The following is a 26,739-nucleotide window of genomic DNA, read 5'->3' as shown; positions in this document are numbered from 1 at the left end:
GCCTGATAATGATTGAGCAAAGAAATAACCTTTTAAGGGAAGGAAAGCATGGATAAACGGATTTTTGTTGAAAAAAAAGCAGTCTTTGGGACAAAAGCACACGCACTTCGTCACGAATTGATTCAACATTTGCAATTGACGACGTTAACAGACCTGCGTCTTATTCAAGTTTATGAAATCTTTAATATTGAGCAGGATCTTTTAAAGCAAGCCCAAAAGCATTTATTTGCAGAGTCGGTCACAGATACCTTACGTGATGAGCAACAGATGCATGCTTGCTTAGAGGCGTCTACTTTCTTTGCGATTGAGCCTTTACCTGGCCAATTTGACCAGGCGGCAGCTAGTGCCCAGGATGCTTTGTTCTTGCTAGGCGGAGCTCAGCAGACGTGTGTCCATACAGCGCAGCTATATCTCTTAAATCAAGACATTTCCGAGCAAGAATTGGCTGCTATTAAGACCTATCTACTCAACCCTGTGGATTCTCGTTTGAAAGATGTGACGGGGCCTCTGGTGATGCAAGATTTTTTAGCGCAAGAGACTACTATTCCACGGTTGGATTTCTTTTTAGGGTATGATGCTCATGATTTTGCGGTTTATAAGGCTGAGGCCGGTCTTGCAATGGAGGTGGCTGATCTTCTTTACATTCAAGCTTATTACAAGTCAATGGACCGTGTGCCAACAGAAACGGAAATAAAGGTTTTAGATACGTATTGGTCGGATCATTGCCGGCATACGACCTTTGAAACAGCGCTAAAAGAGATTGATTTTTCGGCTTCCAAATTTGAAAAGCAACTGCAGGCAAGCTATGACAAGTATGTAGCTATGCGCCGGGAATTAGGGCGAGAAGACAAGCCGCAAACCTTGATGGATATGGCAACAATCTTTGGTCGCTATGAACGTGCAAAGGGGCGGCTTGATGATATGGAAGTGTCTGATGAAATCAATGCTTGTTCGGTGGAAATTGAAGTGGATGTCAATGGGGTTAAAGAGCCATGGCTATTGATGTTCAAAAATGAAACGCATAATCACCCTACAGAAATTGAGCCCTTTGGTGGAGCAGCAACCTGTATTGGTGGAGCCATTCGTGACCCCTTGTCTGGTCGCTCCTATGTTTATCAGGCTATGCGCATTTCTGGCGCCGGCGATATTACCCTGCCTTATGCGGCTACCCGCAAGGGGAAATTGCCACAGGAGATGATTTCAAAAACAGCGGCGCAGGGCTATTCTTCCTATGGAAATCAAATTGGCCTAGCGACCACCTATGTGAGAGAGTTCTTCCATCCGGGCTTTGTAGCCAAGCGAATGGAGCTTGGGGCTGTGGTGGGAGCTGTTCCAAAAGACAATGTAGTGCGGGAAAAACCACAAGCAGGAGATCTTGTGATTCTTTTAGGTGGTGCGACTGGCCGTGATGGCATAGGTGGTGCGACCGGTTCTTCTAAGGTTCAGACTCAGGCTTCTGTCGAAACGGCTGGCGCTGAGGTTCAAAAAGGAAATGCAATAGAAGAACGTAAACTCCAACGACTTTTTCGTAAACGCCAGGTGACCCGTTTGATTAAAAAGGCCAATGACTTTGGGGCGGGCGGTGTTTGTGTTGCTATCGGTGAGCTTGCTGCTGGCCTTGAAATTGATCTAAACAAGGTGCCTCTAAAATACCAAGGTCTGACGGGGACAGAAATTGCTATTTCAGAATCCCAAGAACGGATGGCCGTAGTGGTACGAGAACAAGATGCTCAAACATTTATAAATGAGTGCCATCAAGAAAATATTCATGCCGTTGTGGTGGCTCATGTCACTGAAAAAGCTAACCTTGTGATGACATGGAATGGTCAAACCATTGTTGATATTGAGCGTCGTTTTCTTGATACCAATGGGGTACGAGCAGAAGTGACTGCCAAGGTTGTTGACAAGGACCTTGCCTTACCAGAAGTGCGACAAACCAGTCTTTTGACTTTAGAAGCTGACACCAAGGCTGTTTTAGCCGATTTAAACCATAGTTCTCAAAAAGGTCTGCAGACTCTTTTTGACAGTTCGGTTGGTCGCTCAACTGTTAATCATCCTCTAGGTGGTCGCTATCAGCTGACTCCAACGGAAAGCTCAGTGCAAAAGCTCCCTGTCCAAAATGGACTAACAAAAACAGCTTCTGTGATGGCTCATGGTTATCATCCTTTTCTTGCAGAATGGTCGCCCTACCACGGAGCAGCCTTTGCCGTTATTGAAGCAACAGCACGCTTGGTGGCGACAGGAGCGCAGTGGACCAAGGCTCGCTTTTCTTATCAAGAATATTTTGAGCGCATGGATCAGCAAACAGAGCGGTTTGGTCAGCCAGTAGCGGCTCTCCTTGGTTCTATTGAAGCTCAGATACAGCTAGGTTTACCTGCTATTGGTGGGAAAGACTCTATGTCAGGCACCTTTGAAGAATTAAAGGTACCTCCCACTCTGGTGGCCTTTGGTATTACTACTGCCCATACGGATCAAGTCCTATCACCAGAATTTAAAGCTGCTGGTCAGAAGATCTACTATCTGCCAGGTGCGGCTTTATCCCAAGAGATTGCCTTTGACCTGATTAAAGCTAATTTTTCTAACTTTAAAGCCATCCAAGAAAAGTATCCCATCACAGCGGCAGCAGCTGTCAAATACGGCGGAGTGCTGGAGAGTTTGGTGCTCATGACTTTTGGCAATCGCATTGGCGCCCAGGTCCAGCTCGATCAGGTTGAAGACAGTTTAAGTGCACAATTGGGAGGCTTTATCTTTACCAGTCCTTTGGAAATTGCAGAGCTTGTGCCGATTGGGCAGACCACTGAGGACTTTACGGTGACGGTTAACCAGACAGTGCTTTCTGGAGCAGCGCTGCTTGAAGCCTTCGAAGGCAAACTAGAAGCTGTCTATCCCACCACATTTGACCAGGCCACTGAACTAGCCGATGTACCAGCAGTAGCCTCAAAGGCAGTTGTCCAAGCCAAAGAAGTCATTGACCAGCCCTTGGTTTATATTCCTGTATTTCCAGGAACCAACTCAGAATACGACTCTGCCAAGGCTTTTGAACAGGCCGGGGCGCGTGTTGAGGTAGTGCCATTTGTTACCTTAACTGAAGCAGCGATTCAAGCATCTGTTGCCACAATGGTAGACCATATCGAAAAAGCCAATATTATCTTTTTGGCTGGCGGCTTTTCAGCTGCCGATGAGCCAGATGGTTCAGCAAAATTCATCGTCAACGTTCTTTTAAATGCCCAAGTGCGTGCAGCCATTGAAGCTTTTCTGGAAAAAGGTGGTTTGATGATTGGGATTTGCAATGGTTTTCAAGCACTGATAAAATCTGGTTTACTTCCTTATGGAAAGTTTGACACAGCTAGTGCAACCAGCCCCACCCTTTTTGCCAATGATGCTAATCAACACGTCGCCAAGATGGTGGAAACCCGTATCGCTAATACCAACTCGCCTTGGCTACAGGGGGTCTCGGTTGGCGATATTCATACCATTCCCGTATCACATGGCGAAGGAAAATTTGTTGTATCACAAGAAGAATTTGCAGAATTACGTGATAATGGGCAAATCTTTAGCCAATACGTTGATTTTAATGGGCAACCAAGCATGGACTCTGTCTATAACCCTAATGGCTCTATTCATGCTATTGAAGGGATTACAAGTAAGAACGGTCAAATAATTGGCAAAATGGGGCACTCTGAACGTTATGAAGCTGGTCTGTTTCAAAATATTCCCGGTCAAAAAGAACAACAGTTGTTTGTGTCAGCTGTGAAACACTTTACACAAAAAGGATTAAAAGATTAAGCATAGTCACCCTTGTTCCTGCTAGAGAACTTGATAATTGACTATTCAAGAGAAAGTTAGACAAAATAGCCCAGAGGGAGCTGTTTTGCAATTATTTTCCTTTCAACTCGTTTATGAGGTAAATATGACATACGAAGTAAAATCACTCAATGAAGAGTGTGGGGTCTTTGGCATTTGGGGACACCCTCAAGCTGCTCAAGTCACCTATTTTGGTCTACATAGTTTGCAACACCGTGGTCAAGAAGGTGCAGGCATTATCACAAATGCTAAAGGACAATTACACCAGCATCGTGCTACAGGTCTCTTGTCAGACGTTTTTAAAGACCCTAAAGATTTAGAAAAACTCATCGGAACAGCTGCTATTGGCCATGTGCGCTATGCTACGGCTGGAACAGCTTCTATTAATAACATTCAACCTTTTCTTTATAACTTTACTGATGCTCAATTTGGCTTATGTCACAATGGTAATTTAACCAATGCCCTGTCGCTTAAACAGGAATTGGAAAGAGAAGGGGCGATCTTTAATGCGTCATCGGATACGGAAATCTTGATGCACTTGATTCGCCGTAGCCAAGAACCTGAGTTTTTAGATAAGTTAAAAGCTGCTTTAAACCAAGTCAAGGGCGGTTTTGCCTATCTCTTGATGACTGAGGATAAGCTGATAGCCGCCTTGGATCCAAATGGCTTTAGACCTTTGTCCATCGGTCAAATGAAAAATGGAGCCTGGGTTGTCTCTAGTGAGACCTGTGCCTTTGAAGTGATTGGTGCAAAGTGGATACGTGATGTTTTACCAGGACAAATCGTTATTATTGATGATTCTGGTCTTAAGATTGATCATTACACCGCTGATACGCAGCTTGCCATCTGTGCTATGGAATATATTTATTTTGCGCGGCCAGATTCAACAATTTATGGTGTGAATGTGCATACTGCTAGAAAAAATATGGGTCGGCGCCTAGCTCAGGAATTTAAGCATGAGGCGGATATTGTGATTGGTGTTCCCAATTCCTCCCTATCAGCGGCCATGGGTTTTGCCGAGGCATCTGGTTTGCCAAATGAAATGGGGCTGGTTAAGAATCAATACACCCAAAGAACCTTCATTCAGCCCACTCAGGAATTGCGTGAGCAAGGTGTGCGTATGAAGCTGTCAGCTGTTTCAGGAGTGGTTAAGGGCAAGCGCGTGGTGATGGTTGATGACTCGATTGTTCGAGGGACGACCTCCCGGCGGATCGTCAAGCTTTTACGCGAAGCTGGTGCTAAAGAAGTGCATGTCGCTATTGGTAGCCCAGAATTAAAATACCCTTGTTTTTATGGCATTGATATTCAAACGCGGCGGGAATTGATTTCGGCAAATCATCAGCGAGATGAAGTTTGCAAGATTATTGGTGCTGATAGTTTAACTTATTTATCTTTGCCCGGCTTGATTGATGCCATTGGTTTAGAAACAGATGCCCCAAATGGTGGCCTATGTGTGGCTTACTTTGATGGTAACTATCCAACACCTCTCTATGATTACGAAGCAGCTTACCTAAAAAGTTTAGAAGAACAGGTTAGCTTTCATATTGATCAAGTGACAAAATAGCTTTGCGATAAAAAGGAGTGCTAAATGACAGAAAAAAATGCTTATGCGCAATCAGGTGTAGATGTGGAAGCAGGCTATGAAGTGGTCGAGCGAATTAAAAAGCATGTGGAGCGGACCAAACGCCAAGGTGTACTTGGTGGTCTGGGTGGCTTTGGTGGCATGTTTGATTTGTCAGGCATGGCTCTAAAGGAGCCTGTGTTAATTTCTGGTACAGATGGCGTGGGTACAAAACTAATGCTGGCTATGAAATATGATAAACATGACACGATTGGCCAAGACTGTGTGGCCATGTGCGTCAATGATATTATTGCTGCCGGAGCAGAACCACTTTATTTCCTGGATTACATTGCAACCGGTAAAAATCAACCAGCTAAGCTAGAACAAATAGTTGCCGGTGTAGCTGCTGGATGCCTTCAAGCAGGAGCTGCACTGATTGGGGGCGAGACGGCAGAAATGCCTGGTATGTATGGGTCAGATGAGTATGATTTAGCTGGCTTTGCAGTTGGCGTCGCTGAGAAGTCTCAGATTATTGATGGTTCTAGAGTTGCAGAAGGAGATATTCTTTTAGGTCTAGCCTCAAGCGGCTTGCATTCCAACGGCTACTCGCTAGTCAGACAGGTGTTTGCTGATTACACAGGCGAGGAGGTGCTTCCTGAATTAGCAGGTAAAAAACTTAAGGAAGTACTGCTTGAGCCCACACGGATCTATGTAACAGCCCTGCAACCTCTCCTTAAAACCGGCCTGATTAAGGGTGTTGCCCATATCACTGGTGGTGGTTTTGTGGAAAATATCCCCCGAATGTTCTCCCAAGACTTGGCCGCAGAGATTGATGAGACAAAATGGCCAGTGCCACCAATCTTTAAGGTTATCGAAAAGCATGGTCACATCAAGCACACAGAAATGTTTGAAATTTTCAATATGGGTATTGGCATGATCTTAGCAGTTGCGCCAGAACACCTTGCCCTGGTTAAAGAAAGTCTAGCTGAACCGGCTTATGAAGTGGGTCGCATTATTAGTAAAAAAGATAAAAGTGTGGTGATTGCATGACAAAAAACCTAGCTGTTTTTGCTTCGGGCCAGGGGTCTAACTTTCAGGAAATAGCAGAGCAGTTCCCTGTTAGCTTTTTGTTCACCGATAAACGCCAAGCTTACGCTTTAAAACGAGCAGCAAAACTGGGGGTCCAATATTATAGCTTTGAGCTGAATGAATTTTCAAGCAAGGTGGCCTATGAAGAAGCAATCATTGCTTTATTAGAAAAACATGACATCGATCTAATTTGTCTGGCGGGTTACATGAAAATTGTGGGACCAGCCTTGTTACAAGCCTATGAAGGCCGTATTATTAATATTCACCCCGCCTACTTACCTGAATTTCCAGGGGCACATGGTATTAAAGATGCTTGGCAGGCCGGTGTGGAAACATCAGGAGTAACGGTTCATTGGGTTGATAGGGGCATTGATACAGGTCAGATCATTAAGCAAGTGCGGGTACCTCGCCTCAAAGATGACACCTTAGAAAGTTTTGAAGCCCGAATTCATGCCGCAGAACGCAAGCTCTATGCTGAAGTTTTACGTGAACTTGGGCTTAAATCAAAATAATATTAGTTTGATTAATAGAAAAGATAGTAAAAGAAAGGAAAGAGGTCTGAGCGGAAAGTTGCTCCTTTAAACAAGATACTTTTAAGAGAAGGTCTATGTGAGATAGTTTAAATAAGCTCTGCTTTCTAATCGTTCTTGACAATTGATATGATAACAAAACGTGCACTTATAAGTGTTGCTGATAAAAGTGGCATTGTTGCCTTTGCCAAAACCTTAAGGCAGCTTGGCTGGGAGATTATCTCAACGGGAGGAACAAAGGCAAGCCTTGATGTGGCTGGGATTGACACTATTGCAATTGAAGATGTGACGGGCTTTCCCGAAATGATGGATGGACGGGTTAAAACCCTACATCCTAATATCCATGGTGGGTTATTGGCGCGTCGTGATTTAGCAAGTCACCTCACTGCTGTCCAAGAAAATCAGCTCAGCTTGATTGACTTGGTGGTGGTCAATCTTTATCCTTTTAAAGAAACGATTAGTAAGCCACAAGTGACTTATGAGCAAGCTGTTGAAAATATTGATATTGGTGGCCCTTCCATGCTACGCTCAGCTGCTAAAAATCATGCGAGTGTGACAGCACTTGTTGATCCCAAGGACTATGATCTCGTCTTAAGAGAGCTATCAGATCTGGGTGCGACCACTTATGAAACACGCCAACGCTTAGCTGCTAAAGTGTTTCGACATACGGCTGCATATGATGCTCTAATTGCTGATTATTTTACGACTCAAGTTGGTGAAACTCAGCCTGAAAAACTGACCCTGACCTATGACCTCAAGCAAGGAATGCGCTATGGAGAAAATCCCCAACAAGCGGCTGACTTTTATCAAAAGGCTTTACCAACAGCCTATTCCATTGCTTCAGCGAAGCAATTAAACGGCAAAGACTTGTCCTTTAACAATATCCGGGATGCTGACGCAGCCATCCGTATTATCCGTGACTTTAAAGACCAAGCCACTGTAGTTGCTTTGAAACATATGAACCCTTGTGGTATTGGCCAGGCCGATACGCTTGAACAAGCATGGGACTATGCTTATGCTGCTGACCCTGTTTCGATTTTTGGTGGGATTGTGGTCTTGAATCGCATAGTCGATGCAGCGACAGCGCAAAAAATGCATGCTATTTTCCTTGAAATCATCATTGCACCCGGCTATTCTACAGAAGCGCTAGCCATTTTGACAAGTAAAAAGAAGAACCTTCGCATCTTAGAATTACCTTTTGATGCGCAAGCTGCCAGTGAGGTTGAAGCAGAGTACACCGGTGTTGTCGGTGGGATGCTGGTACAAAACCAAGATGTGGTTGTAGAACAGCCAGAAAACTGGCAAGTGGTGACAAGGCGGCAACCAAGTGAGCAGGAAAAAGAAGCGCTAGCCTTTGCTTGGAAAGCGATCAAATACGTGAAATCAAATGGCATTTTGATCGCTAATGACCACATGACTCTTGGCGTTGGTCCTGGTCAAACCAACCGCCTAGCTTCTGTTCGCATTGCGATTGAGCAGGCTAAGGATCGGCTTGATGGCGCAGTCTTAGCCAGTGATGCTTTCTTCCCATTTTCTGATAACATTGAAGAAATTGCCGCAGCTGGCATCAAAGTCATCGTGCAGCCAGGTGGTTCCGTGCGTGACCAAGACTCCATCGATGCTGCCAACAAACATGGTATCGCCATGGTCTTTACTGGTGTCCGTCACTTTAGACATTAAGAAAATCCGCCCAAAGTATAGAGGAACAGGGGAACTAACTGTTCACTCATCCACTAGAGCAAGGGGCAAGCCTGGTTTTAGTTTTTTATTAGAATCGTTGGGGATATGAAAAGACTGATGTCTGAAACGTCCAGAAATCAGTCTCTTTATTTAGAGAATCGCTTTGCAGTAAACAAAGTTTGACCAAGAATATTATTCTCGTTGAGCTCTTTGCATGGTTACCCAGGTATTTCTGTTGCCAATTTTAACTTGAATCCCGCTTGTGGCCTTATCTACAGCTAAAATAGTGAATTTACCGGGGATGGTGATGTATTCTCCTACATGAAGGAGTTGATCCCCAAAGAAGTGTCCTTCTTGATCCGTTTCATTGACAGGTGTTGGATCAAGGTAATTCAAGGGGCCAGGGTTGTCACCGGACAAGTCAGCGCTGGTAACGAAGATGCCATTCACGCTGCTTATCTTAAAGACACCAGGAAAGGATACTAAATCTCCAACTTTGAAGTCCGCCGGATTAAGCTCAGATTGGTGAGGTTGCTTAGGAGCGTTGAGCTTTTTGATGGCCACATAGCGGCGGTTACCACTTGCTCCAATATAGGAGAGCCATTGGTAGCCATCTGCAGTTAAGACGCTATCATAAAATACAGACTGACCCTTGTCATAGTAAGCTAACTCTTGAGTGTTTACGTTAGGTTGAGGGCGAACGGCGCTGCGCTCTGTAAAGTAGTAGACACCACTTGGTGCCAAGTCGGTGCGAGTGTCCTCAGTAGTTGTCATACCATGGCTGTCTTTGAGATCCTTAAAGTGGATGAAGCCACTGGCATGGTGTTTGTGGATCTGCCGCCGGTGGTACTTATATGGCCCTTGGCCAGCATTATAATTGTATTCTTCTAGAGTAACAGAGTCGCCATTGACCTCAGCTACCCAAGCCACATGGCCGTAATTATAATCTGAGAAATTGATGCCCTTATCAAACCAGGCGACGGAGCCCACCGTTGGTTGATGGTCAACGCGGTAGCCCTGCTGACGTGCAATGTGGCCCCAGGTATCAGCATTGCCGTAACCTCTAGGCAGCGCAAAGCCATTAGCAGAACTTAAACGAAAGGCAACAAAGGATGTACATTGTCGGGTGTACATGCCCCAAGTGTCTACACCTTGACTAAGGCGCCACTGACTAGGATAGTTATCCCCAAGGACAGCAGCCTGTGTTGCTGGTGTTGTGGTCAGTAAGGACAAGGGCATACCAAATAATAGCCCTAGTGTTAATAATTGTTTTTTAAATGTCATGATATTCCTCCTGTAATTGATTATTCGAAGAAGTTCATCAAAATGGAGCAATCAGTGACATTTTTTGATAAATTTTGTGAAGAGGAGATAACAAAAGGAAAAGGGGAAGGGATTGAGACACGAAAAAAACGCCACAGCTGTGACGTTTTTAATAGTTTAGTGGGTGGTTCCCCCAATTGTTTTGAGGTCTTCTTGGTTGTTATAGTCAATAATAGCTTCGATAGCTGCTTGGATACCACGCGTAATGTCATCTAGATTCATCGCAGCGGTATTTGGCTTATCAACCACTTGTTCCATCATAAAAGGAATATGCATAAAGCCAGCTTTGGCTGAAGGAGCATATTTTTTAGCTAAGTAGAGAGCTTGATACATTAAATGGTTACAAACAAAGGTACCTGCCGAATTGGAGATAGCAGCTGGTAGCCCTGCTTTTTGAATGTAATCAACCATAGCTTTGATGGGTAAGGTTGAAAAATAAGCAGCTTCGCCATCTTCGCGAATAGCCACATCAATGGGTTGGTTTCCTTCATTATCAGCAATTCGTGCATCATCTTGATTAATGGCAACGCGTTCAGGCGTTAGGCCTGTGCGTCCACCGGCCTGACCAATACATAAAATGACATCTGGTTGTTCTGCTTTAATGTGTTTTTCAAGAATATCGGCAGATTTATGAAAAACAGTAGGAATTTCCGCTGTGACAATGGTGGTATCTTTGATGGTTTTTGGTAATTGCTTAATAGCTTCAAGGGCAGGGTTGATTGTTTCACCACCAAAGGGGTCAAAACCAGTTACAAGAATTTTCATAATGGAAGGTCCTTTCTATTTGATAGGAATAGCTACTAAAAAGCTAAGTAATACATTAATACAATGTGGATAAGAATGAGAATGATAGCGATTGGAGCTTGCTTTTTAATGACAGCATTGGGATCAGAAATTTCCATTAATGCTACCGGTAAAGCATTGAAGTTAGCGGCCATAGGTGTTAACAAGGTTCCACAAAAACCAGCTGTCATAGCCAAGGCACCCGCTACAATTGGGTCAGCCCCAAGTGCAAAGACAAAGGGTACACCAATACCAGCTGTGATAACGGTGAAGGCTGCAAAGGCATTGCCCATTATGATTGTAAAGATCACCATCCCAAGGACATAAGCCAGGACGCCAAAGAAGCGACTATCAGCTGGCACAAGTCCTCTGATCATTGAGGAAATGACTTCCCCCACTCCAGAGACTGTAAAGATTGCTCCTAATGCTCCCAGTAACTGAGGTAAGATACCACTGGTTGAGACTTGCTGGTTCATTCGGTTGTTTTCTGGAAGTAAAGCTGCGGGTCCTTTTTTGACAATCACTAAAATGACAATCGTTGCTAAAACTCCGGCAATCCCGATGGCACTTTTGCTAAATTCCGGTAGAACCCGCGCGAGTACTAAAGCGACAACGGCCATTGACATGACAGGGATGAAAATCTTATCTTTTAATTGCAGTGCACTTTGTTCGGCTTTTTCTTCATCAAGTGGTGGTAAAGTACCAATCCTAACCTTTTTCAATAGGGTTAAGACGGCGATAATAATGACAATAACACCGACAGCTTTATTTGGTAGGATTTTTCCACCCATGAAAGTTAAGCTGAGCAAGCCCCAAAAAAGAGCTGTTCCAACTCGAACGGGGTTGGTGTGATCTTTAAAGGCACAATAAGCTGTGTGTGCTAATTGTAGGCCAATGATGACATAGACAATTTCTAAAACAATATCTGCTACTTGTGCCATTCCTTATCTCCTTTTCTGCGCTTTACTATGTAATTTTTGTTCAAAGAGATAGTTGTAAATGCCTACTACCACAATAGTGATCAAAGCAATAGCAACGGAAGCTGACGCAATTTTTGCAAAGTTACCATCATAGCCAAGCTGGTCTAAGGTTCCACCAATTAAAAGGACACCTCCGGCTCCAACAAAGGTATTTTGGGCAAAGAAATTCCCAAAATTTTCATTGGCTGCGGCCATTGCCTTAATATCATCTTTTTCTTTGTCTGTTAAGCTACCATTTCTGGCAATAGCTGCCGCTTCCCCCATTGGCTGAATCAATGGTCTGACAAATTGGGGGTGCCCTCCAAGTCGGATGGAGAAGAAACCAGCTAGTTCACGAATGATTAAGTACAAGGTGAAGAAACGACCAACGGTAAAAGCTTTCACCCCTTGAATCAAGTGAGTAGCACGGTGCTTAAGGCCATAGGTTTCAGACAGCCCAATTAGCGGCAAGGTAATAAAGAAGATGGAAAGAACACGCTGGTTCTGAAATTCTTTTCCTAAAATTTCTAAAAAATCCATGAAGGAAATGCCTGAGACAAGGGCGGTGACAAGGCCGGCAATCACGACTGTTGCAATGGTGTCAAATTTTAAAATGAAACCAAGGACAATAATGACTATGCCGATTAATTTAATCCATTCCATATTTTTCTCCTATTTCTTAATATTCAGATTATACCATTGAAAAGAGCATTTTGCAAAAGGGTTCTTAGAAAAGGAGAGGCAGCTTTTTACTGTTATCTATTATTAAAAAATGCTATACTATATAACATATCATTAATAGATTACTTTAATGTTCATGAGACTTTTTCGTGAACTTTTTCTTTGACTAAAATCTAATAGAAAAGAGAGGGATTGCAAGCGTGATGATTAAAGGACAGGTGCAGCTAGTAAAAACCTACGCTTATTCTGAGGACTTGTACACACAAGGCATTGAGCAATTGACAAAAAACACTATTCTTATTAGTGTTGGACGTTATAGCCATTCACGAGTTGGGGTTTACCAGCTGGATAATGAAAGCTTTCAGCAAGCTTTTTGTTTGTCAGACCAAGAATTTGCCGAAGGCTTGACGATTGTTGGGGATAGTTTTTGGTTATTAACCTTTAAAGAAGGGCTTGCCTATCGTTATGACAAAAATACTTTTAGCTTGCTTCAAACAGCAACTTATGAGGGTGAGGGTTGGGGCTTGGCTTATGATCACCAGCACAATTGCCTATGGATGACAAGCGGCAATGCCTTTCTTCAAAAACGTGACCCCAACACCTTTGCTTTACTAGAGACAATTCGAGTCAGCATTGAAGGCGTGCCCATTTCCATGCTAAATGAGCTAGAGTATGTGGATGGTTATCTTTATGCCAATATTTGGCAAACCAATACGATCGTCAAAATTCAACCACAAGAAGGCAGGGTTGTTGCACATTATGATCTCTCTGATTTACTTGAAAGCCAGCAGTTAACCCCGCAGCATTATCCGAACATCAATGTTTTAAATGGCATTGCTCACCTTAAAGATCATACTTTTTTGCTTTCTGGCAAACTTTATCCGAAATTGCTGGAAGTAAACTTGCTAGATGAGTAATGCATAAAACTAAAGGCTGGTTTAGATGGTAAACCAGCTTTTTTTGAGAAAGCATTGCGGGGCAGGAAAGATTTTATCTGCTATTTTAATAGGAAGAAAAACTAACAAAGCGTCACTGACTGACGCACTGATCCTAGAAAATGCTGATAGACAGTTATAAGAAGCAAAAAAAGCTGCCAATAAATCGGATTTCCTTAGCAAGGCAGCATTTTAATCTTTATTTTACGAACAAATATGCTATAATAGCATTATATAATTCGTATTTGAAAGGGATTAAAGCTAAGAGGAAAGCTTGGGTACTAGATGAATCAGCTTGTGTGCAGCATCCTGTCTTAGTTCCTAAATTGCTTTTGTTTTTCTGATTGCTTTTGGTATTTTTATTATGAAGCTTTTAGTAGTTGGCTCAGGTGGCCGCGAGCATGCCATTGCTAAGAAATTACTGGAATCTAAAGGAGTTGACCAGGTTTTTGTAGCCCCTGGTAATGCTGGGATGACGCTAGATGGCTTGGAACGTCTTAATATCAAAATACACGAACATTCCAAGCTAATTGCTTTTGCTAAAGAAAATGAGATTGCTTGGACTTTTATTGGACCAGATGATGCGCTAGCTGCAGGGATTGTGGATGATTTTGCCCAAGCGGGTCTAAAAGCCTTTGGACCAAGCCGTTTGGCTGCAGAGCTTGAGTGGTCAAAAGACTTTGCTAAACAAATCATGGTCAAATATCAGGTTCCCACAGCAGCCTCTGGCACATTTACAGATTTCAAAGAAGCTGAGGCCTATATCCAGAAAAAAGGGGCTCCGATTGTCGTTAAGGCCGATGGTTTAGCTCTTGGAAAGGGGGTAGTCGTTGCCGAAACAATCGATGAAGCTGTGGCTGCAGCGCATGCGATGTTACTTGAAAACAAGTTTGGTGATTCAGGTGCGCGTGTTGTTATTGAGGAATTTCTAGTTGGAGAAGAGTTCTCGCTCTTTGCTTTTGTTAACGGTGAGCAGTTTTACCTGATGCCAACGGCCCAAGACCATAAACGGGCCTACGATGGAGACCGGGGACCAAATACGGGTGGGATGGGAGCCTATGCACCAGTAGCCCACCTGCCCAAAGACGTGGTAGATAGGGCAGTAGAAACCATTCTAAAGCCGGTTCTTAAGGGCATGATTGAAGAGGGCCGCCCTTATCTGGGCATCCTTTATTGTGGTTTAATCCTTACAGCAGATGGGCCCAAGGTGATTGAATTCAATGCTCGTTTTGGTGATCCTGAAACCCAGGTTATCCTGCCCCGCTTGACCTCTGATTTTACCCAAAACCTAACTGATATTCTTGCAGGCAAAGAGCCTGAGTTGACGTGGCTTGAGGATGGTGTCACCCTAGGCGTCGTGGTTGCCTCAGAAGGTTACCCATTAGCCTATGACAAAGGCGTCCAGCTGCCAGCTAAAACCCAAGGCGACATTATCACTTATTACGCTGGTGCGCGTTTTGCAAAAAATAGCCAGGCTCTGCTTTCTGATGGTGGTCGGGTTTATATGCTAGTCACCACAGCTGATACCGTCCAAGCTGCGCAGAGCAGAATTTACAAAACCCTTGAAGGCCAAAAAATACAAGGACTATTCTATCGTTCGGATATTGGCGATAAAGCAAACTAAAGGCCAGCTTGCTTGCTGAATCCTTAGATTTGCCAAGCAAAGAGCCGGCCAGCTCTCAGCCCATAAAGCCATCGTCTTTTAGAAATAGTTGACCAAATGGCTTTATCAAGTAGGTTACTTCAAACGTCTTGCTGTTACAGAAAAAAAGCTAACCTTCAACAGTAAGCTTCTCTAAAAAAGGAGGAAAGCATGCCAACTGAAATTGCAATTATCATGGGCTCCCAGTCGGATTGGGCCACCATGCGTCAGACAGCAGAACTCTTGGACCGATTTAAAGTTCCATATGAAAAAAGGGTCATCTCAGCCCACCGCACCCCGGACCTCATGTTTACATATGCAGAAAAAGCAGGTGAACGAGGCATCAAAATCATCATTGCCGGGGCTGGCGGAGCTGCCCACTTACCAGGCATGGTCGCTGCCAAAACGAGCTTGCCTGTCATTGGTGTCCCAGTGAAATCACGTGCCCTCTCAGGTGTAGATTCTTTATATTCCATTGTCCAAATGCCTGGCGGTGTGCCGGTGGCGACTATGGCAATTGGAGAAGCGGGAGCTAAGAATGCTGCTCTCTTTGCCCTGCGGCTCTTAGCTCTGGAAAAGCAAGAGCTTGTCACTGCGCTAGCTGATTACACTGAGGAGCAAAGGAAAATAGCAGAGGAGTCGACAGATGAACTCATCTAAAACAATCGGTATTATTGGTGGTGGTCAATTGGGGCAAATGATGGCCATCTCCGCTATTTATCTGGGGCATAAAGTGATTACACTAGATCCGGTGGCTGATTGTCCGGCCTCGCGTGTCAGTGACGTGATTGTGGCACCTTATGACGATGTGGCTGCCCTGACTGACCTTGCACAGCGCTGTGATGTGCTGACTTATGAGTTTGAAAATGTGAATGCAGATAGCTTGGATGCTGTCATCAAAGAGGATCAACTGCCTCAGGGAACAGACTTGCTTCGGATTTCGCAGAATCGGATTTTTGAGAAGGCGTTTTTGGCTAATAAAGCCAAAGTCACTGTCGCACCTTACAAGGTGGTTAAGAGTGCTGCCGATTTGGACGACATTGATCTCAGTAAAAAATACGTTTTAAAAACGGCGACAGGTGGTTATGATGGGCACGGACAAATCGTGCTGACTTCTGAAGAAGACCTTGTAGCGGCTAGGAAAATGGCTAGCGCAGCCCCGTGTGTTTTGGAAGAGTTCCTTGCTTTTGATCTGGAAGTGTCTGTCATCGTCTCAGGTAACCAGACAGAATTTACAGTCTTTCCGGTACAAGAAAATAGTCACAGACAGAATATTTTAGCTAAGACCATTGTACCAGCTCGGATTTCTGATGAGCTGGCTAACAAGGCTAAAAAGATAGCCTTAGCGATTGCACAGCAATTAAAACTTGCTGGCACTTTGTGTGTAGAGATGTTTGTGACCTCAGATAACATTGTGGTTAATGAGATTGCCCCGCGTCCCCATAATTCAGGTCACTATTCGATTGAGGCTTGTAATTTTTCACAGTTTGACACCCACATTTTAGGGGTGCTTGGCTTGCCGCTACCAGCCATTCATTTGCACGCTCCGGCCGTTATGCTCAATATTTTAGGACAGCATATGGATCAGGCGCTAGCTTATTGCCGGAAAAACCCTAGCGCCCATCTTCATCTTTATGGTAAACTAGAAGCGAAACATAATCGCAAAATGGGCCATGTGACGGTGTTTGCAGAGGATGCAGATAAAGTCAAGGCATTTTGCTAATGCTTGCTCTTTGTGGCTGCTAAGGCGCAAGAAGTAGCTAGAAGATTAGATTTATCCTGGCTTTGATCGGCTTGATAGTTTAAAATAGGGATAAGTTTTAGAAGGAGAAAAGATGATCGAACGTTATTCACGCCCTGAAATGGCGGCTATTTGGAGTGAAGAAAATAAGTACCGTGCTTGGTTAGAGGTTGAGATTTTAGCGGATGAGGCTTGGGCTGAGTTGGGGGAAATTCCCAAAGAAGATGTGGCCAAAATCCGTGCCAATGCTGACTTTGACATTAATCGCATTCTTGAGATTGAAAAAGAGACGCGCCATGATGTGGTGGCTTTTACGCGTGCAGTATCTGAAACGCTTGGTGAGGAGCGCAAATGGGTCCACTACGGCTTGACCTCAACTGATGTTGTGGATACTGCCTATGGATATCTCTACAAGCAGGCGAATGCTATTATTCGTCGCGATCTGGCAAACTTCCTTGAGATTATTGCTGATAAGGCGCGTGAGCACAAGCTGACGATTATGATGGGACGCACGCACGGTGTCCATGCTGAGCCAACCACCTTTGGCCTTAAATTAGCGACCTGGTACAGTGAAATGAAGCGTAATCAGGAACGTTTTGAGCATGCAGCGGCAGGTATTGAGGCGGGAAAAATGTCTGGCGCGGTAGGTAATTTCGCCAATATCCCACCATTTATAGAAGAATATGTGTGTGGTAAACTAGGCATTCGCCCGCAGGACATTTCGACCCAGGTCTTACCGCGGGATTTGCATGCGGAATATTTTGCGGTGCTTGCTAGCATTGCTACTTCAATTGAGCGCATGGCGACCGAGATTCGCGGTCTGCAAAAATCCGAACAGCGAGAAGTGGAAGAATTTTTTGCTAAGGGCCAAAAAGGGAGTTCGGCCATGCCTCACAAACGAAATCCAATCGGTTCAGAAAACATGACAGGGCTTGCGCGTGTGATTCGTGGTCATATGCTCACCGCCTATGAAAACGTTGCTCTCTGGCATGAGCGTGACATTTCACATTCTTCTGCTGAGCGGATTATTACACCTGACACGACAATTCTGATTAACTACATGCTTAACCGCTTTGGCACTATCGTCAAAAACTTAACTGTATTTCCTAACAATATGAAACGCAATATGGAATCAACCTTTGGTCTTATTTTTAGCCAGCGAGTGATGCTCAAGTTAATCGAAAAAGGGATGACGCGTGAACAAGCTTATGACTTGGTGCAACCCAAGACAGCTTACGCGTGGGACAACCAGGTTGCCTTCAAACCTCTTTTGGAAGCAGATGAAGAAGTGACGTCACGTCTCAGTCAAGACGACATTGATGAACTCTTCAATCCAATGTATTACACCAAACGCGTAGATCAAATCTTTGACCGTTTAGGACTTTAAAAAAACTAAGACAAGATTGAAGAAGTCGTTCACTAAGAATTGTTTCTTCAGTCTTTTTTTTTGTACCATTATGAGTTGATGAGAAATTATTAACCTATTACATAGGAGGGAAAATGGCTAAATAAGGGCAATTACACCGAAAATTCAATAGAATTCGCTGACATTATAAGTATATAATTGTTTTGATTTATCATTTCATTAACAAATTATTACAAAGGTGTTATAATAGAAAAAATGTATGGAGGAGGCAGATATGAAGCGATTTGGCAAATCATTGCGTAAGCTTCGAATTGAGAAGGGTTTGACCCGTGAAGAATTGTGTGGAGATGAATCAGAATTGTCAATTAGGCAATTAGCGCGAATTGAGTCAGGAGAATCAATTCCTAATTTAGCCAGGGCAGTATATATTGCCAGACAACTCCAGGTGACGATTGATGAAATTACAGGTGGTGAAAGCTTGGAGCTTCCAAAACGTTATCAAGAGTTAAAATATGTCATTCTGCGAATCCCAACATATGCTGATGAGGCTACACTAGATGTACGAGAAGCCCAATTTGATGAGATATTTGAAACTTACTATGATAATCTACCTGAAGAAGAACAAGTAGTTATTGATTGCTTACAATCAAAGTTTGAAGTATATAAAACAGGTGATATTAATTTTGGAATTGATATTCTGCAAGATTATATTGATCAGATAATGTTAAGGTCGATTTATCGTCTTAATGATTTAGTTATACTAGATTTATATTTGACATGTGCTGTTGTTTCGAAATTTGCCTATGCTCATTTTGATGAGTATCTATTTGAAACTGTGGCTTACCGGTTATTAACACAGCGAGAAAATTTACAATTATCAGATAAATTTTGGCTAAATCATGTGGTACTTAATGCAACGTATGTATGTTTACGTTTGAAAAAAGCTGAATATATTCAAAGTTTATTAAATCTTAGCCAACAAATTATGCGAGAAACTCAAGATTTTCAAAAAATGCCTCTTTACTATATGTATCGATGGAAATGCTGTTTATGGATTGATAAGAAACCTGATGAAGCTGTGCTATATTATCAACAAGCGATTCATTTTTCTGAATTAATTGATGCAAAGCACTTAACTCAACTGTTGCGAGAGGAGTGGGAAAAAGATTCTCATTGAAATGAGTGATTTCTTATAAACATGACATTAATGTCATGTTTAAATAAATGAATAAGTAATATAATAGCTTTAGAAATATAATTAAGGAGGTACCAAATGAAAATAATCAAAAAGTATTCTTGGTTATTACTTGCTGCGCTACTTTTTCTTGGGAAGTCAGCTGCATCAGTTCTTGAATGGTGGAGTATGGGATAACATTCACATGGATAACTTTGTGATTAAATAGACTTAACCATCAACTTTAAAACTTTTAAAAAATATAGACAAAGTACGCTTCTAACTTATAGAAACGTACTTTAATTACAGCAAACCTACAGCGGAGACAAACTTACAATTAGAAATTTGACAGCATTTTAGGATGTTGGAATTTGTATAAAATAATGAAACTATTATTAAAATAAATCTTCTAGTAATACTTTATAGTGGTTTGCGATCAGATGTCTTACTGATTGATGCCAACTAGCATATCCCACGATTGTAGAGAGGGCATTTAATAGCTAGGCGGACGATTTCCCCATAGCTATTATGGTAGGAAGAGATGATAATCGGTGGAAGGCCTTGCTTGACTGGACTAAAGGAGTCAAGACCAAGTGAACCTTTCTAGACGTCTTATCCATCACTAAATAGATAAGACCTCAAGCTAAGATTGGATTAACTTGAGGTCTTACCACTTTAATAAGGCTGATTATCAACTGTAGGGGGAATGAAGAACACAGACGAAGAGAAAATCTCCCTGCTTCGTTTTTGTGCTTAGCTATGAATCACTTCCTACTGAAATCAGCCAGACTTTCGTGACAGGTTTTATAACTATATTAATTTAAGGTTACATAATTCTAATTTACTATTTGAGAGAATGGAGCTCAATTTGTGTTCCTAAACATTTTTGCTCAGCCAATTCCTGAGAAAAATTATTCCTCTTACTTTTTTGTTGGCTGATAAAAGAGTTAAGATGGCTGCTGATCTGTAGCTGTTGCAAGGGTGACAACAAATTGTTGAGTATCTGGGTCATAGTTTGCCTGATCAATGTAGTAAGTCTGTCCGTCTTTTCCTGTAATAACAGGCTTACTTCCGTCCCAAGAGATGGCCTGCTTGTCATTAATGGCTTGAATCTCACCTATTTGGGTAACTTGCTCTCCATATTTAAATTGGGCAGGATACATTGCTATTTGTGATTCATCAAAGTAAGGGCTATCTTGTTTTTTAGGGGCGACCACATATTCTTCAAGGATGGCATCGCGATTCACTTCGTGTGTAATGGTTCCTGCTTTATCACGGCTTATCTGTTGAGGTCTGTTTTTTACATGATAAGTAAAGGCTGCAGGGTTCTCACTGTTGTAAAGCTTAATTTCTTTACCCATATAATCTGTCTCGTGGTCATAGTCTTCAACTAGGGTTGTTTGCTGGCGTTGTGTGATTTGATAGCCATCAAAATCCTTGTTTTCAGCAACCAGTTTTTTGGCAAAATTAACAAACTCTAAGGATGAAATCTCACGATTAATAGCTAGCGTATCAATATCATTATGGGTATAGGTCCTAAACTCTTTTAGCTCGTTTGTTTTGGGATCTTTAGTGAAAAATTTAGCGCGGTAACTCAATTTGACAAATTGGGCAGGATTATGGATAAAGTCAGCTGCTCTTTTAAGCTTAATTTGCCCAAGGAGGTTATATTTTTGCTGGGCTGTTTTGTACTTGGGTTTAAGAACAATAATCTCCTGGTTTAAATTATAGGTATTCTGATCCCGGTCACTCAGCTTAGCATTATAGGCCAGATTATCGACTTCGATAGGAAAATCCGGTCTAAGTCCTAGTAACTTATAATTAATGGCATTGACAATCTCTTGTTTTTCAATCTGATGCGGACTTGTGAGTGCTAAATCAATAAAGGGAATCCTAATCAGATGAGAGGGGTAACCATCAATGATGCCATCGACATTAATCGTAATAAAGTCGCCTGTTGGCTCAACCGGTCGATGGTCATCCATGTTATCACCAGACGAAATAGCTGCGACGGGTGCGAGTGGAAATCCTAGCAAGATCAGTAGGCTAACAAATACAGTGGTTAGGGTTAGGCAAATCTTTTTCATTTGTAGTTCTCCTAAAAAATCAAAAAGGTGAAAGTAGGGAGTAAGAACACAGATATGAGCTTTTTATCTTAGATATGGACACCACCTCCTTAGGAATAAACCGATTATAGCATAGAGACAAAATTAAATATTCTGATTTTTTACAATTTGAATACTATTGAAAAAATAGAATTCATGATATAATAATTACATGACAAGATTTTTAGATAGTGATCAGCGAGCCGATGAAGAGCTGGTTGAGCGGACGCTGCGCCCGCAATATTTAAGAGAATATATTGGTCAAGACAAGGTTAAAGATCAATTGAGTATTTTTATTGAAGCTGCAAAACTGCGAAATGAATCTTTAGACCATGTACTATTGTTTGGCCCTCCGGGCTTAGGGAAAACAACCATGGCTTTTGTGATTGCAAATGAACTTGGTGTTAATCTTAAGCAAACTTCCGGACCAGCTATCGAAAAAGCTGGTGATTTAGTGGCAGTGCTTAATGATTTGGAGCCAGGAGATGTTTTATTCATTGATGAAATTCATCGAATGCCGATGGCTGTGGAAGAAGTGCTCTATAGTGCGATGGAAGATTTCTACATTGACATTATGATTGGAGCAGGTGACAGTAGCCGAAGTGTTCATCTTGATTTACCCCCCTTTACCTTAATTGGAGCAACGACACGTGCAGGAATGCTTTCTAATCCTTTACGTGCTCGGTTTGGTATCACAGGTCATATGGAATATTATCACGACCTGGATTTGACGGAAATTGTTGAGCGGACAGCTACCATTTTTGAAATGGAGATTGTCCATGAAGCAGCACTTGAATTGGCTCGGCGAAGTCGAGGAACACCAAGGATTGCTAACCGTTTGTTAAAGCGTGTTCGGGACTACGCTCAGATTATGGGTGATGGGGTGATCACGGCAGCGATTACAGATAAAGCTTTAGAAATGCTTGATGTTGATCATCAAGGCCTCGATTACATTGACCAAAAGATTCTACGTACCATGATTGAGATGTATAATGGTGGGCCAGTTGGACTAGGGACCTTGTCTGTCAATATTGCCGAAGAACGGGATACCGTCGAAGACATGTATGAGCCCTATCTCATCCAAAAGGGGTTTATTATGCGGACACGATCTGGCCGTGTGGCTACTGAAAAAGCTTACCAGCACTTGCATTATCCTTATCCAAAATAAAATATAACAAAATGGGATACTTGCTAAAAAAGCCTAAACAGCAAGCTTTGAACGTCTTATCAGAGCTGGCTTTAGAAATGAGCTGTTTTTTTTCTGTTAGAGGGTGCAAGTGCCAAATGTCCCATCTGACAACATTTGGCTCAAGGGCTTAACCTTGTCTGTCACAAATGCTAGTAAGACCATCAGACCGCGAGAAGGTAAAAGGGTGGTGAGCCTGTTTTATTAGCATGTGGTTGAGTCTAACTTGTTTTTCTGTGAGCTGCTGTATGAGTAAATCCCTAGAACGCCCGCTTCAACTTTTTGTTTGCTTTTGATAGAAATAACTAATAGCTGCTGCCTTGCCTTTTGCAAGTGGTAGCTTTTTTGGCTTCAACAAGGGCTTGGGGGCGGTGCGACTCTGCCCCAGTTTTTTAATCAACTATGCTGGCGCAGCTTCATGTTTATAAAGAAAGGCCTAGCCCCTCTGTGAGTTAGGGAATTACCAAAAAAAGGTCAGGCTTTAAAAGAAGAGAGATTACCAAAATAGCTTTGCTAAAAATTACGGAGTAAGCCTATAACCCTAAAAACTCGATTCACAATCTGCTTCGCTTTTGGGAGTGTGAGCAAGCAATAGGGAAAACTCTCCTCTAAAGCAGTGAGGACTCAGCTATCAAGCTGGTCTGGTGTGGTTTTAATCTATTCAAATGCCAATTGTCACCTGTGGCATTCTAAAAATTGGGCCTTCCCAAACCTCCAATCTGAAGTCGGTTTGCTCTTACGTCCTGTTTGAAAAACAAATGGGTATTTCTTGTAGGAATTGCCAAAAAAATCAAAGCTTTTGTCGGACCTTGCTGACATTTCTGTTATAATGTTTTATGAGGTGTAAAATGAAGAAAGTTTGCTTTGTTTGTCTGGGAAATATCTGTCGCAGTACGATGGCAGAATTTGTCATGAAATCTTATATAACGCATCAAGGTATTGTGGTTGAAAGCCGCGGGACCTCTAACTGGGAGCATGGGAATCCCATCCATCACGGGACCCAAGCGATATTAACGAAGTACGAAATTCCATATGACCCGACCAAGACCTCACAACAAATTAGCCAAGCTGATTTGCAAGAGTTTGATTATATCATCGGGATGGATCAGTCGAATGTTGAGGATTTATATGCCATAGCTTCGCCTAAAGATGCCGCAAAAATTGCTCTTTTTAATCAGGCGGGTGTGCCTGATCCATGGTATACAGGTGATTTTGAGGAAACTTATGCCTTAGTGACAAAAGGCTGTCAAGAATGGTTAGAAAGAATTGAAACGGATGAAAAGTGAAAAAGGGCTAAAGCAGTTCAAAGATAAATGGCAAGCTTTCGCTAGTAGCAATTGGCTCCAAGTGACACGGGTACATGTAGAAGTGCTTTCAATAATAATAATTGTTGCCTGTGGGCTGTCAGTGTTGACATTAAAGACAAAATCACATGCCGCATTGACCTATGATAAGGGAAAAATAACCTATACAGGCTATGTGGTCAATCATCGGATGAACGGACAGGGTAAGTTGGTGTATGCTAATGGCGATACCTATACAGGTGATTTTGTTAACGGTACCTTTGATGGTCAAGGCACTTTTCAAGCCAAAAATGGCTGGTACTACAAGGGTGAATTCTCTAATGGCGAACCTAATGGTCAAGGTGTCCTAAAAGCAAAAAACAACAAAGTATATAAAGGAACGTTTAAACAGGGGATTTATCAAAAATGAGAATAAAATGGTTTTCATTCATTAGGGTAGCAGGTCTAACACTGGTCTTACTTTACCATTTTTTTAAAAATAGTTTTCCGGGTGGGTTTATTGGCGTTGATGTCTTTTTCACCTTTTCGGGCTATCTTATTACGGCTTTGCTGATTGATGAGTATGCGACAAAGGAAAAAATAGATTTGATTGGCTTTTACCGGCGGCGCTTTTATCGGATTGTGCCACCGCTGGCCTTAATGCTCTTGCTTGTCATTCCCTTTACGTTTTTGGTCAAGCGTGATTTTGTTGCAGCTATTGGCGGTCAAATGGCGGCAGCTATTGGCTTTGCGACGAATTACTATGAGATCTTATCTGGTAGTAGTTATGAGAGTCAGTTTATCCCTCATCTCTTTGTACACACTTGGAGTTTGGCGATTGAAGTGCATTTTTATGTCTTGTGGGGCTTAGCAGTCTGGCTTTTAGCCAAGCAAAAGCGGGGACATAGTCAATTTCGGGGGCTACTCTTTATTATTTCCAGCTTTATTTTTGGGATTAGCTTTTTGACAATGTTTGTTAGAGCCTTCTTTGTGGGTAATAACTACTCCTTGCTGTATTTCTCTAGCCTATCACATATTTTTCCTTTCTTTTTGGGAGCGATGTTTGCAACTACGACAGGGATTAGGGATACCACTATTCGTTTTCAAAAAAATGTTCGTCTGTGGCCGCGTAAGTATGTCATTGCAGCGATGGTGGGCGCCTTTGCTCTACTATTTGTTTTGACACTGGGGCTTGATTTTAACCATCGGACTACTTATCTTTTTGGTTTTGTGTTGGCCTCATTATTTACGGCAATCATGATTTATGCAGCCCGTGTCTTGCATGAGCAAACACCTCAGATTGATGAGCCAGCAATTGTCACTTATATTGCAGATATAAGTTATGGGATGTATCTTTTTCACTGGCCCTTTTACATCATCTTTTCTCAGTTGATGGTCAACTGGTTGGCGGTTCTTTTAACCTTATTCTTTTCAGTTTTATTCTCGAGCCTATCTTACTATGTTCTTGAGCCTATTATTGCTGGGAAGAAGCCAAGGATATTTGACTATGAACTTGACGTTCGGACTTATCAGCCCTGGTTGATTCTAGCGGCTACGGTCTTGTTTGTTGTGTTGCTGGGTCGGAGCGCGACAGCTCCACAAGTCGGCCAGTTTGAGCAGGAGCTATTGGTCGGAACCCTGCAGCAGAATCAAAGTAAGCTGAATCGCACCCATACTTTGGCAGCTGGCGATGCCAATGCTTTGAGTGATATTAGTATTATCGGTGATTCGGTAGCCCTTCGTTCGAGCGATGCCTTTTCACGTTTGATGCCGGCGGCGCAGCTAGATGCGGCGGTTAGTCGGAATTTTGTGCGGGCTTTTAGTATTTATGACAATCGTATTAAGAATAAATCGCTTTCAAAAACGGTAGTCCTTGCTGTCGGTGTTAATTCTTTAGACAATTATAAGGCAGATCTTGAGGCGTTTATTGATAAATTGCCAAAAGGGCATCGTTTGGTCCTAGTCTCGCCCTATAATGCTAAAAACTTAGCCCAGGTGGCTGAAGTGCGGAATTATGAACTGCAACTAGCTAAGAAATACTCTTATGTTGGCCTTGCCGATTGGTACAAGGTCGCTGTTGAAACTACTGATATTTGGGATGGGAGCGATGGTGTGCACTACAGCAATGCGACGCCAAAAGGAGCGGAGCTCTATGTGTCCACTATTCAAAAGGCGATTCAAGAAGTTGCTAAGCATCAAGCAAAATAAGCCCATGCTGCTTTGAACTGCATCATCTGCTGAGCAAGCTGTTTAAAAAACTAAAACGTGCTCAGGTGTGGGAAGTTAGTGACTTTTACCAAAATAGACGAGAGCTAACGGCCAGGCCAGTAGGGGGGCAGATAACAAAGGAGGAGACAATAGCAGAAGCTCACTGAACAAGTCATCGTTTGATGGCTTGTTCAGTGGGTTTTCTGCAATCGTCCTTCTTTGTTTTTGTTTTAAAAAAATTGAACCTTTAGATAGGGTGTCTTCAACAAAAACAGTCACAGACTCTGATACAAAAGCCACAGAGGACAGTTTTTGCATGATAAGGTCACAAAATAATAGAAAGTACATTCCTGCGACCTTCAAATCATATTCCCATTCCCTTATAATACTCTGAGTGAAATACTCATTAAGGAGAAGAATTTCTAATTTATAGGGAAGAAAGAGAGAAACACAATTGAAAAGCAAACCGAAAAGCCTCCATCGTCTGGTCTGCCGCTATGGACTCACCTCAGCCGCAGCCCTTTTAGTAACCCTCGGGGGGGGGTAAGTGTTAAAGCAGAGGAACAAATAGAAACCGCAGCTAAAATAATTCAGGCAGGAGAACGCCTTAACAAAGTTGTTCCCAATTTTCCAAAAGTGGAAGATAGTTTGAAGCCTGGGAAGTTCCCGAGAGTTGGAAACACTTGGAC

At 42.6% G+C, this 26,739-nt stretch carries 20 protein-coding genes; 15 read left to right on the top strand and 5 right to left on the bottom strand.

All coding sequences use genetic code 11. From position 1 onward, the window contains the following. Positions 1–48 precede the first annotated feature (48 nt). The 5 genes from K5J94_RS01565 (at position 49) to purH (ending at position 8,664) form a co-directional block, all read left to right on the top strand. Positions 49–3,786: a phosphoribosylformylglycinamidine synthase gene (locus K5J94_RS01565; protein ID WP_221913275.1), complete on the top strand. Its 3,738-nt coding sequence runs from the start codon at positions 49–51 to the stop codon at positions 3,784–3,786. 124 nt (positions 3,787–3,910) lie between these two features. Then, positions 3,911–5,368, top strand: coding sequence for an amidophosphoribosyltransferase (purF, locus tag K5J94_RS01560; RefSeq protein WP_159549425.1), 1,458 nt, complete (start codon positions 3,911–3,913; stop codon positions 5,366–5,368). 24 nt (positions 5,369–5,392) lie between these two features. Next, positions 5,393–6,415 carry a phosphoribosylformylglycinamidine cyclo-ligase gene (purM, locus tag K5J94_RS01555; RefSeq protein ID WP_221913273.1) on the top strand — a complete coding sequence of 341 codons (1,023 nt, stop codon included), beginning with the start codon at positions 5,393–5,395 and terminating at the stop codon, positions 6,413–6,415. Continuing rightward, positions 6,412–6,966: a phosphoribosylglycinamide formyltransferase gene (purN, locus tag K5J94_RS01550; RefSeq protein WP_159549431.1), complete on the top strand. Its 555-nt coding sequence runs from the start codon at positions 6,412–6,414 to the stop codon at positions 6,964–6,966. The genes purM and purN overlap by 4 nt, the downstream gene beginning before the upstream one ends. A 150-nt stretch (positions 6,967–7,116) precedes the next feature. Continuing rightward, positions 7,117–8,664 carry a bifunctional phosphoribosylaminoimidazolecarboxamide formyltransferase/IMP cyclohydrolase gene (gene purH / locus K5J94_RS01545; RefSeq protein ID WP_221913730.1) on the top strand — a complete coding sequence of 516 codons (1,548 nt, stop codon included), beginning with the start codon at positions 7,117–7,119 and terminating at the stop codon, positions 8,662–8,664. Positions 8,665–8,856: 192 nt separating this feature from the next. Here purH and K5J94_RS01540 read toward each other — a convergent pair whose 3' ends face one another. The 4 genes from K5J94_RS01540 to K5J94_RS01525 form a co-directional block, all read right to left on the bottom strand. After that, positions 8,857–9,948 carry a CHAP domain-containing protein gene (locus K5J94_RS01540; RefSeq protein WP_159549434.1) on the bottom strand — a complete coding sequence of 364 codons (1,092 nt, stop codon included), beginning with the start codon at positions 9,946–9,948 and terminating at the stop codon, positions 8,857–8,859. Between the two features lie 156 nt (positions 9,949–10,104). Further along, entirely contained in the window at positions 10,105–10,752 is a 648-nt protein-coding gene (gene pcp, locus K5J94_RS01535; RefSeq protein WP_159545952.1) for a pyroglutamyl-peptidase I, read from the bottom strand. A gap of 35 nt (positions 10,753–10,787) precedes the next feature. Further along, positions 10,788–11,711, bottom strand: a complete 924-nt coding sequence (locus tag K5J94_RS01530) for a DUF979 domain-containing protein (protein WP_159545950.1) — start codon at positions 11,709–11,711, stop codon at positions 10,788–10,790. Positions 11,712–11,714: 3 nt separating this feature from the next. Then, positions 11,715–12,392: a DUF969 domain-containing protein gene (locus K5J94_RS01525; protein ID WP_159545948.1), complete on the bottom strand. Its 678-nt coding sequence runs from the start codon at positions 12,390–12,392 to the stop codon at positions 11,715–11,717. 218 nt (positions 12,393–12,610) lie between these two features. Here K5J94_RS01525 and K5J94_RS01520 point away from each other — a divergent pair, with 218 nt between their 5' ends. The 6 genes from K5J94_RS01520 (at position 12,611) to K5J94_RS01495 (ending at position 19,271) form a co-directional block, all read left to right on the top strand. Further along, positions 12,611–13,327 (top strand): glutaminyl-peptide cyclotransferase, encoded by a 717-nt coding sequence (locus K5J94_RS01520; RefSeq protein ID WP_221913271.1) that lies wholly within the window; start codon positions 12,611–12,613, stop codon positions 13,325–13,327. Between the two features lie 382 nt (positions 13,328–13,709). Beyond that, on the top strand, positions 13,710–14,969 hold the full coding sequence (gene purD / locus K5J94_RS01515) for a phosphoribosylamine--glycine ligase (protein WP_159549440.1): 1,260 nt from the start codon (positions 13,710–13,712) through the stop codon (positions 14,967–14,969). Between the two features lie 189 nt (positions 14,970–15,158). Beyond that, positions 15,159–15,647, top strand: coding sequence for a 5-(carboxyamino)imidazole ribonucleotide mutase (gene purE, locus K5J94_RS01510; RefSeq protein WP_221913268.1), 489 nt, complete (start codon positions 15,159–15,161; stop codon positions 15,645–15,647). Beyond that, on the top strand, positions 15,634–16,710 hold the full coding sequence (gene purK, locus K5J94_RS01505) for a 5-(carboxyamino)imidazole ribonucleotide synthase (RefSeq protein ID WP_221913266.1): 1,077 nt from the start codon (positions 15,634–15,636) through the stop codon (positions 16,708–16,710). Before purE ends, purK begins: the two co-directional genes overlap by 14 nt. Positions 16,711–16,822: 112 nt before the next feature. Next, entirely contained in the window at positions 16,823–18,115 is a 1,293-nt protein-coding gene (gene purB, locus K5J94_RS01500; protein ID WP_159545936.1) for an adenylosuccinate lyase, read from the top strand. A 253-nt stretch (positions 18,116–18,368) separates the two neighbouring features. Continuing rightward, positions 18,369–19,271: a helix-turn-helix domain-containing protein gene (locus K5J94_RS01495; RefSeq protein WP_159565231.1), complete on the top strand. Its 903-nt coding sequence runs from the start codon at positions 18,369–18,371 to the stop codon at positions 19,269–19,271. A 944-nt stretch (positions 19,272–20,215) separates the two neighbouring features. Here K5J94_RS01495 and K5J94_RS01490 read toward each other — a convergent pair. Further along, the gene (locus K5J94_RS01490) at positions 20,216–21,355 is read right to left on the bottom strand and encodes a hypothetical protein (RefSeq protein ID WP_221913264.1); all 1,140 of its coding nucleotides are present in this window, start codon (positions 21,353–21,355) and stop codon (positions 20,216–20,218) included. A gap of 190 nt (positions 21,356–21,545) precedes the next feature. Here K5J94_RS01490 and ruvB point away from each other — a divergent pair, with 190 nt between their 5' ends. From ruvB to K5J94_RS01470, 4 genes are all read left to right on the top strand, one after another. After that, a complete protein-coding gene (gene ruvB / locus K5J94_RS01485; protein WP_221913262.1) occupies positions 21,546–22,541 on the top strand; it encodes a Holliday junction branch migration DNA helicase RuvB in 996 nt (331 codons plus the stop codon). Between the two features lie 866 nt (positions 22,542–23,407). Beyond that, entirely contained in the window at positions 23,408–23,845 is a 438-nt protein-coding gene (locus tag K5J94_RS01480) for a low molecular weight protein-tyrosine-phosphatase (protein ID WP_159545880.1), read from the top strand. Continuing rightward, complete coding sequence (locus K5J94_RS01475) at positions 23,835–24,272, top strand: MORN repeat-containing protein (RefSeq protein WP_221913260.1); 438 nt, start codon at positions 23,835–23,837, stop codon at positions 24,270–24,272. Before K5J94_RS01480 ends, K5J94_RS01475 begins: the two co-directional genes overlap by 11 nt. After that, the gene (locus tag K5J94_RS01470) at positions 24,269–26,050 is read left to right on the top strand and encodes an acyltransferase family protein (RefSeq protein WP_221913258.1); all 1,782 of its coding nucleotides are present in this window, start codon (positions 24,269–24,271) and stop codon (positions 26,048–26,050) included. The genes K5J94_RS01475 and K5J94_RS01470 overlap by 4 nt, the downstream gene beginning before the upstream one ends. The last annotated feature ends 689 nt before the right edge of the window (positions 26,051–26,739 follow it).

The sequence above is a fragment of the Streptococcus halichoeri genome (genome assembly GCF_019774635.1).
GTDB classification, from domain to species: Bacteria; Bacillota; Bacilli; order Lactobacillales; family Streptococcaceae; genus Streptococcus; species Streptococcus halichoeri.
The sequence above is the reverse complement of the archived record's forward strand: the minus strand, read 5'-3'. Positions and strand labels throughout refer to the sequence as shown.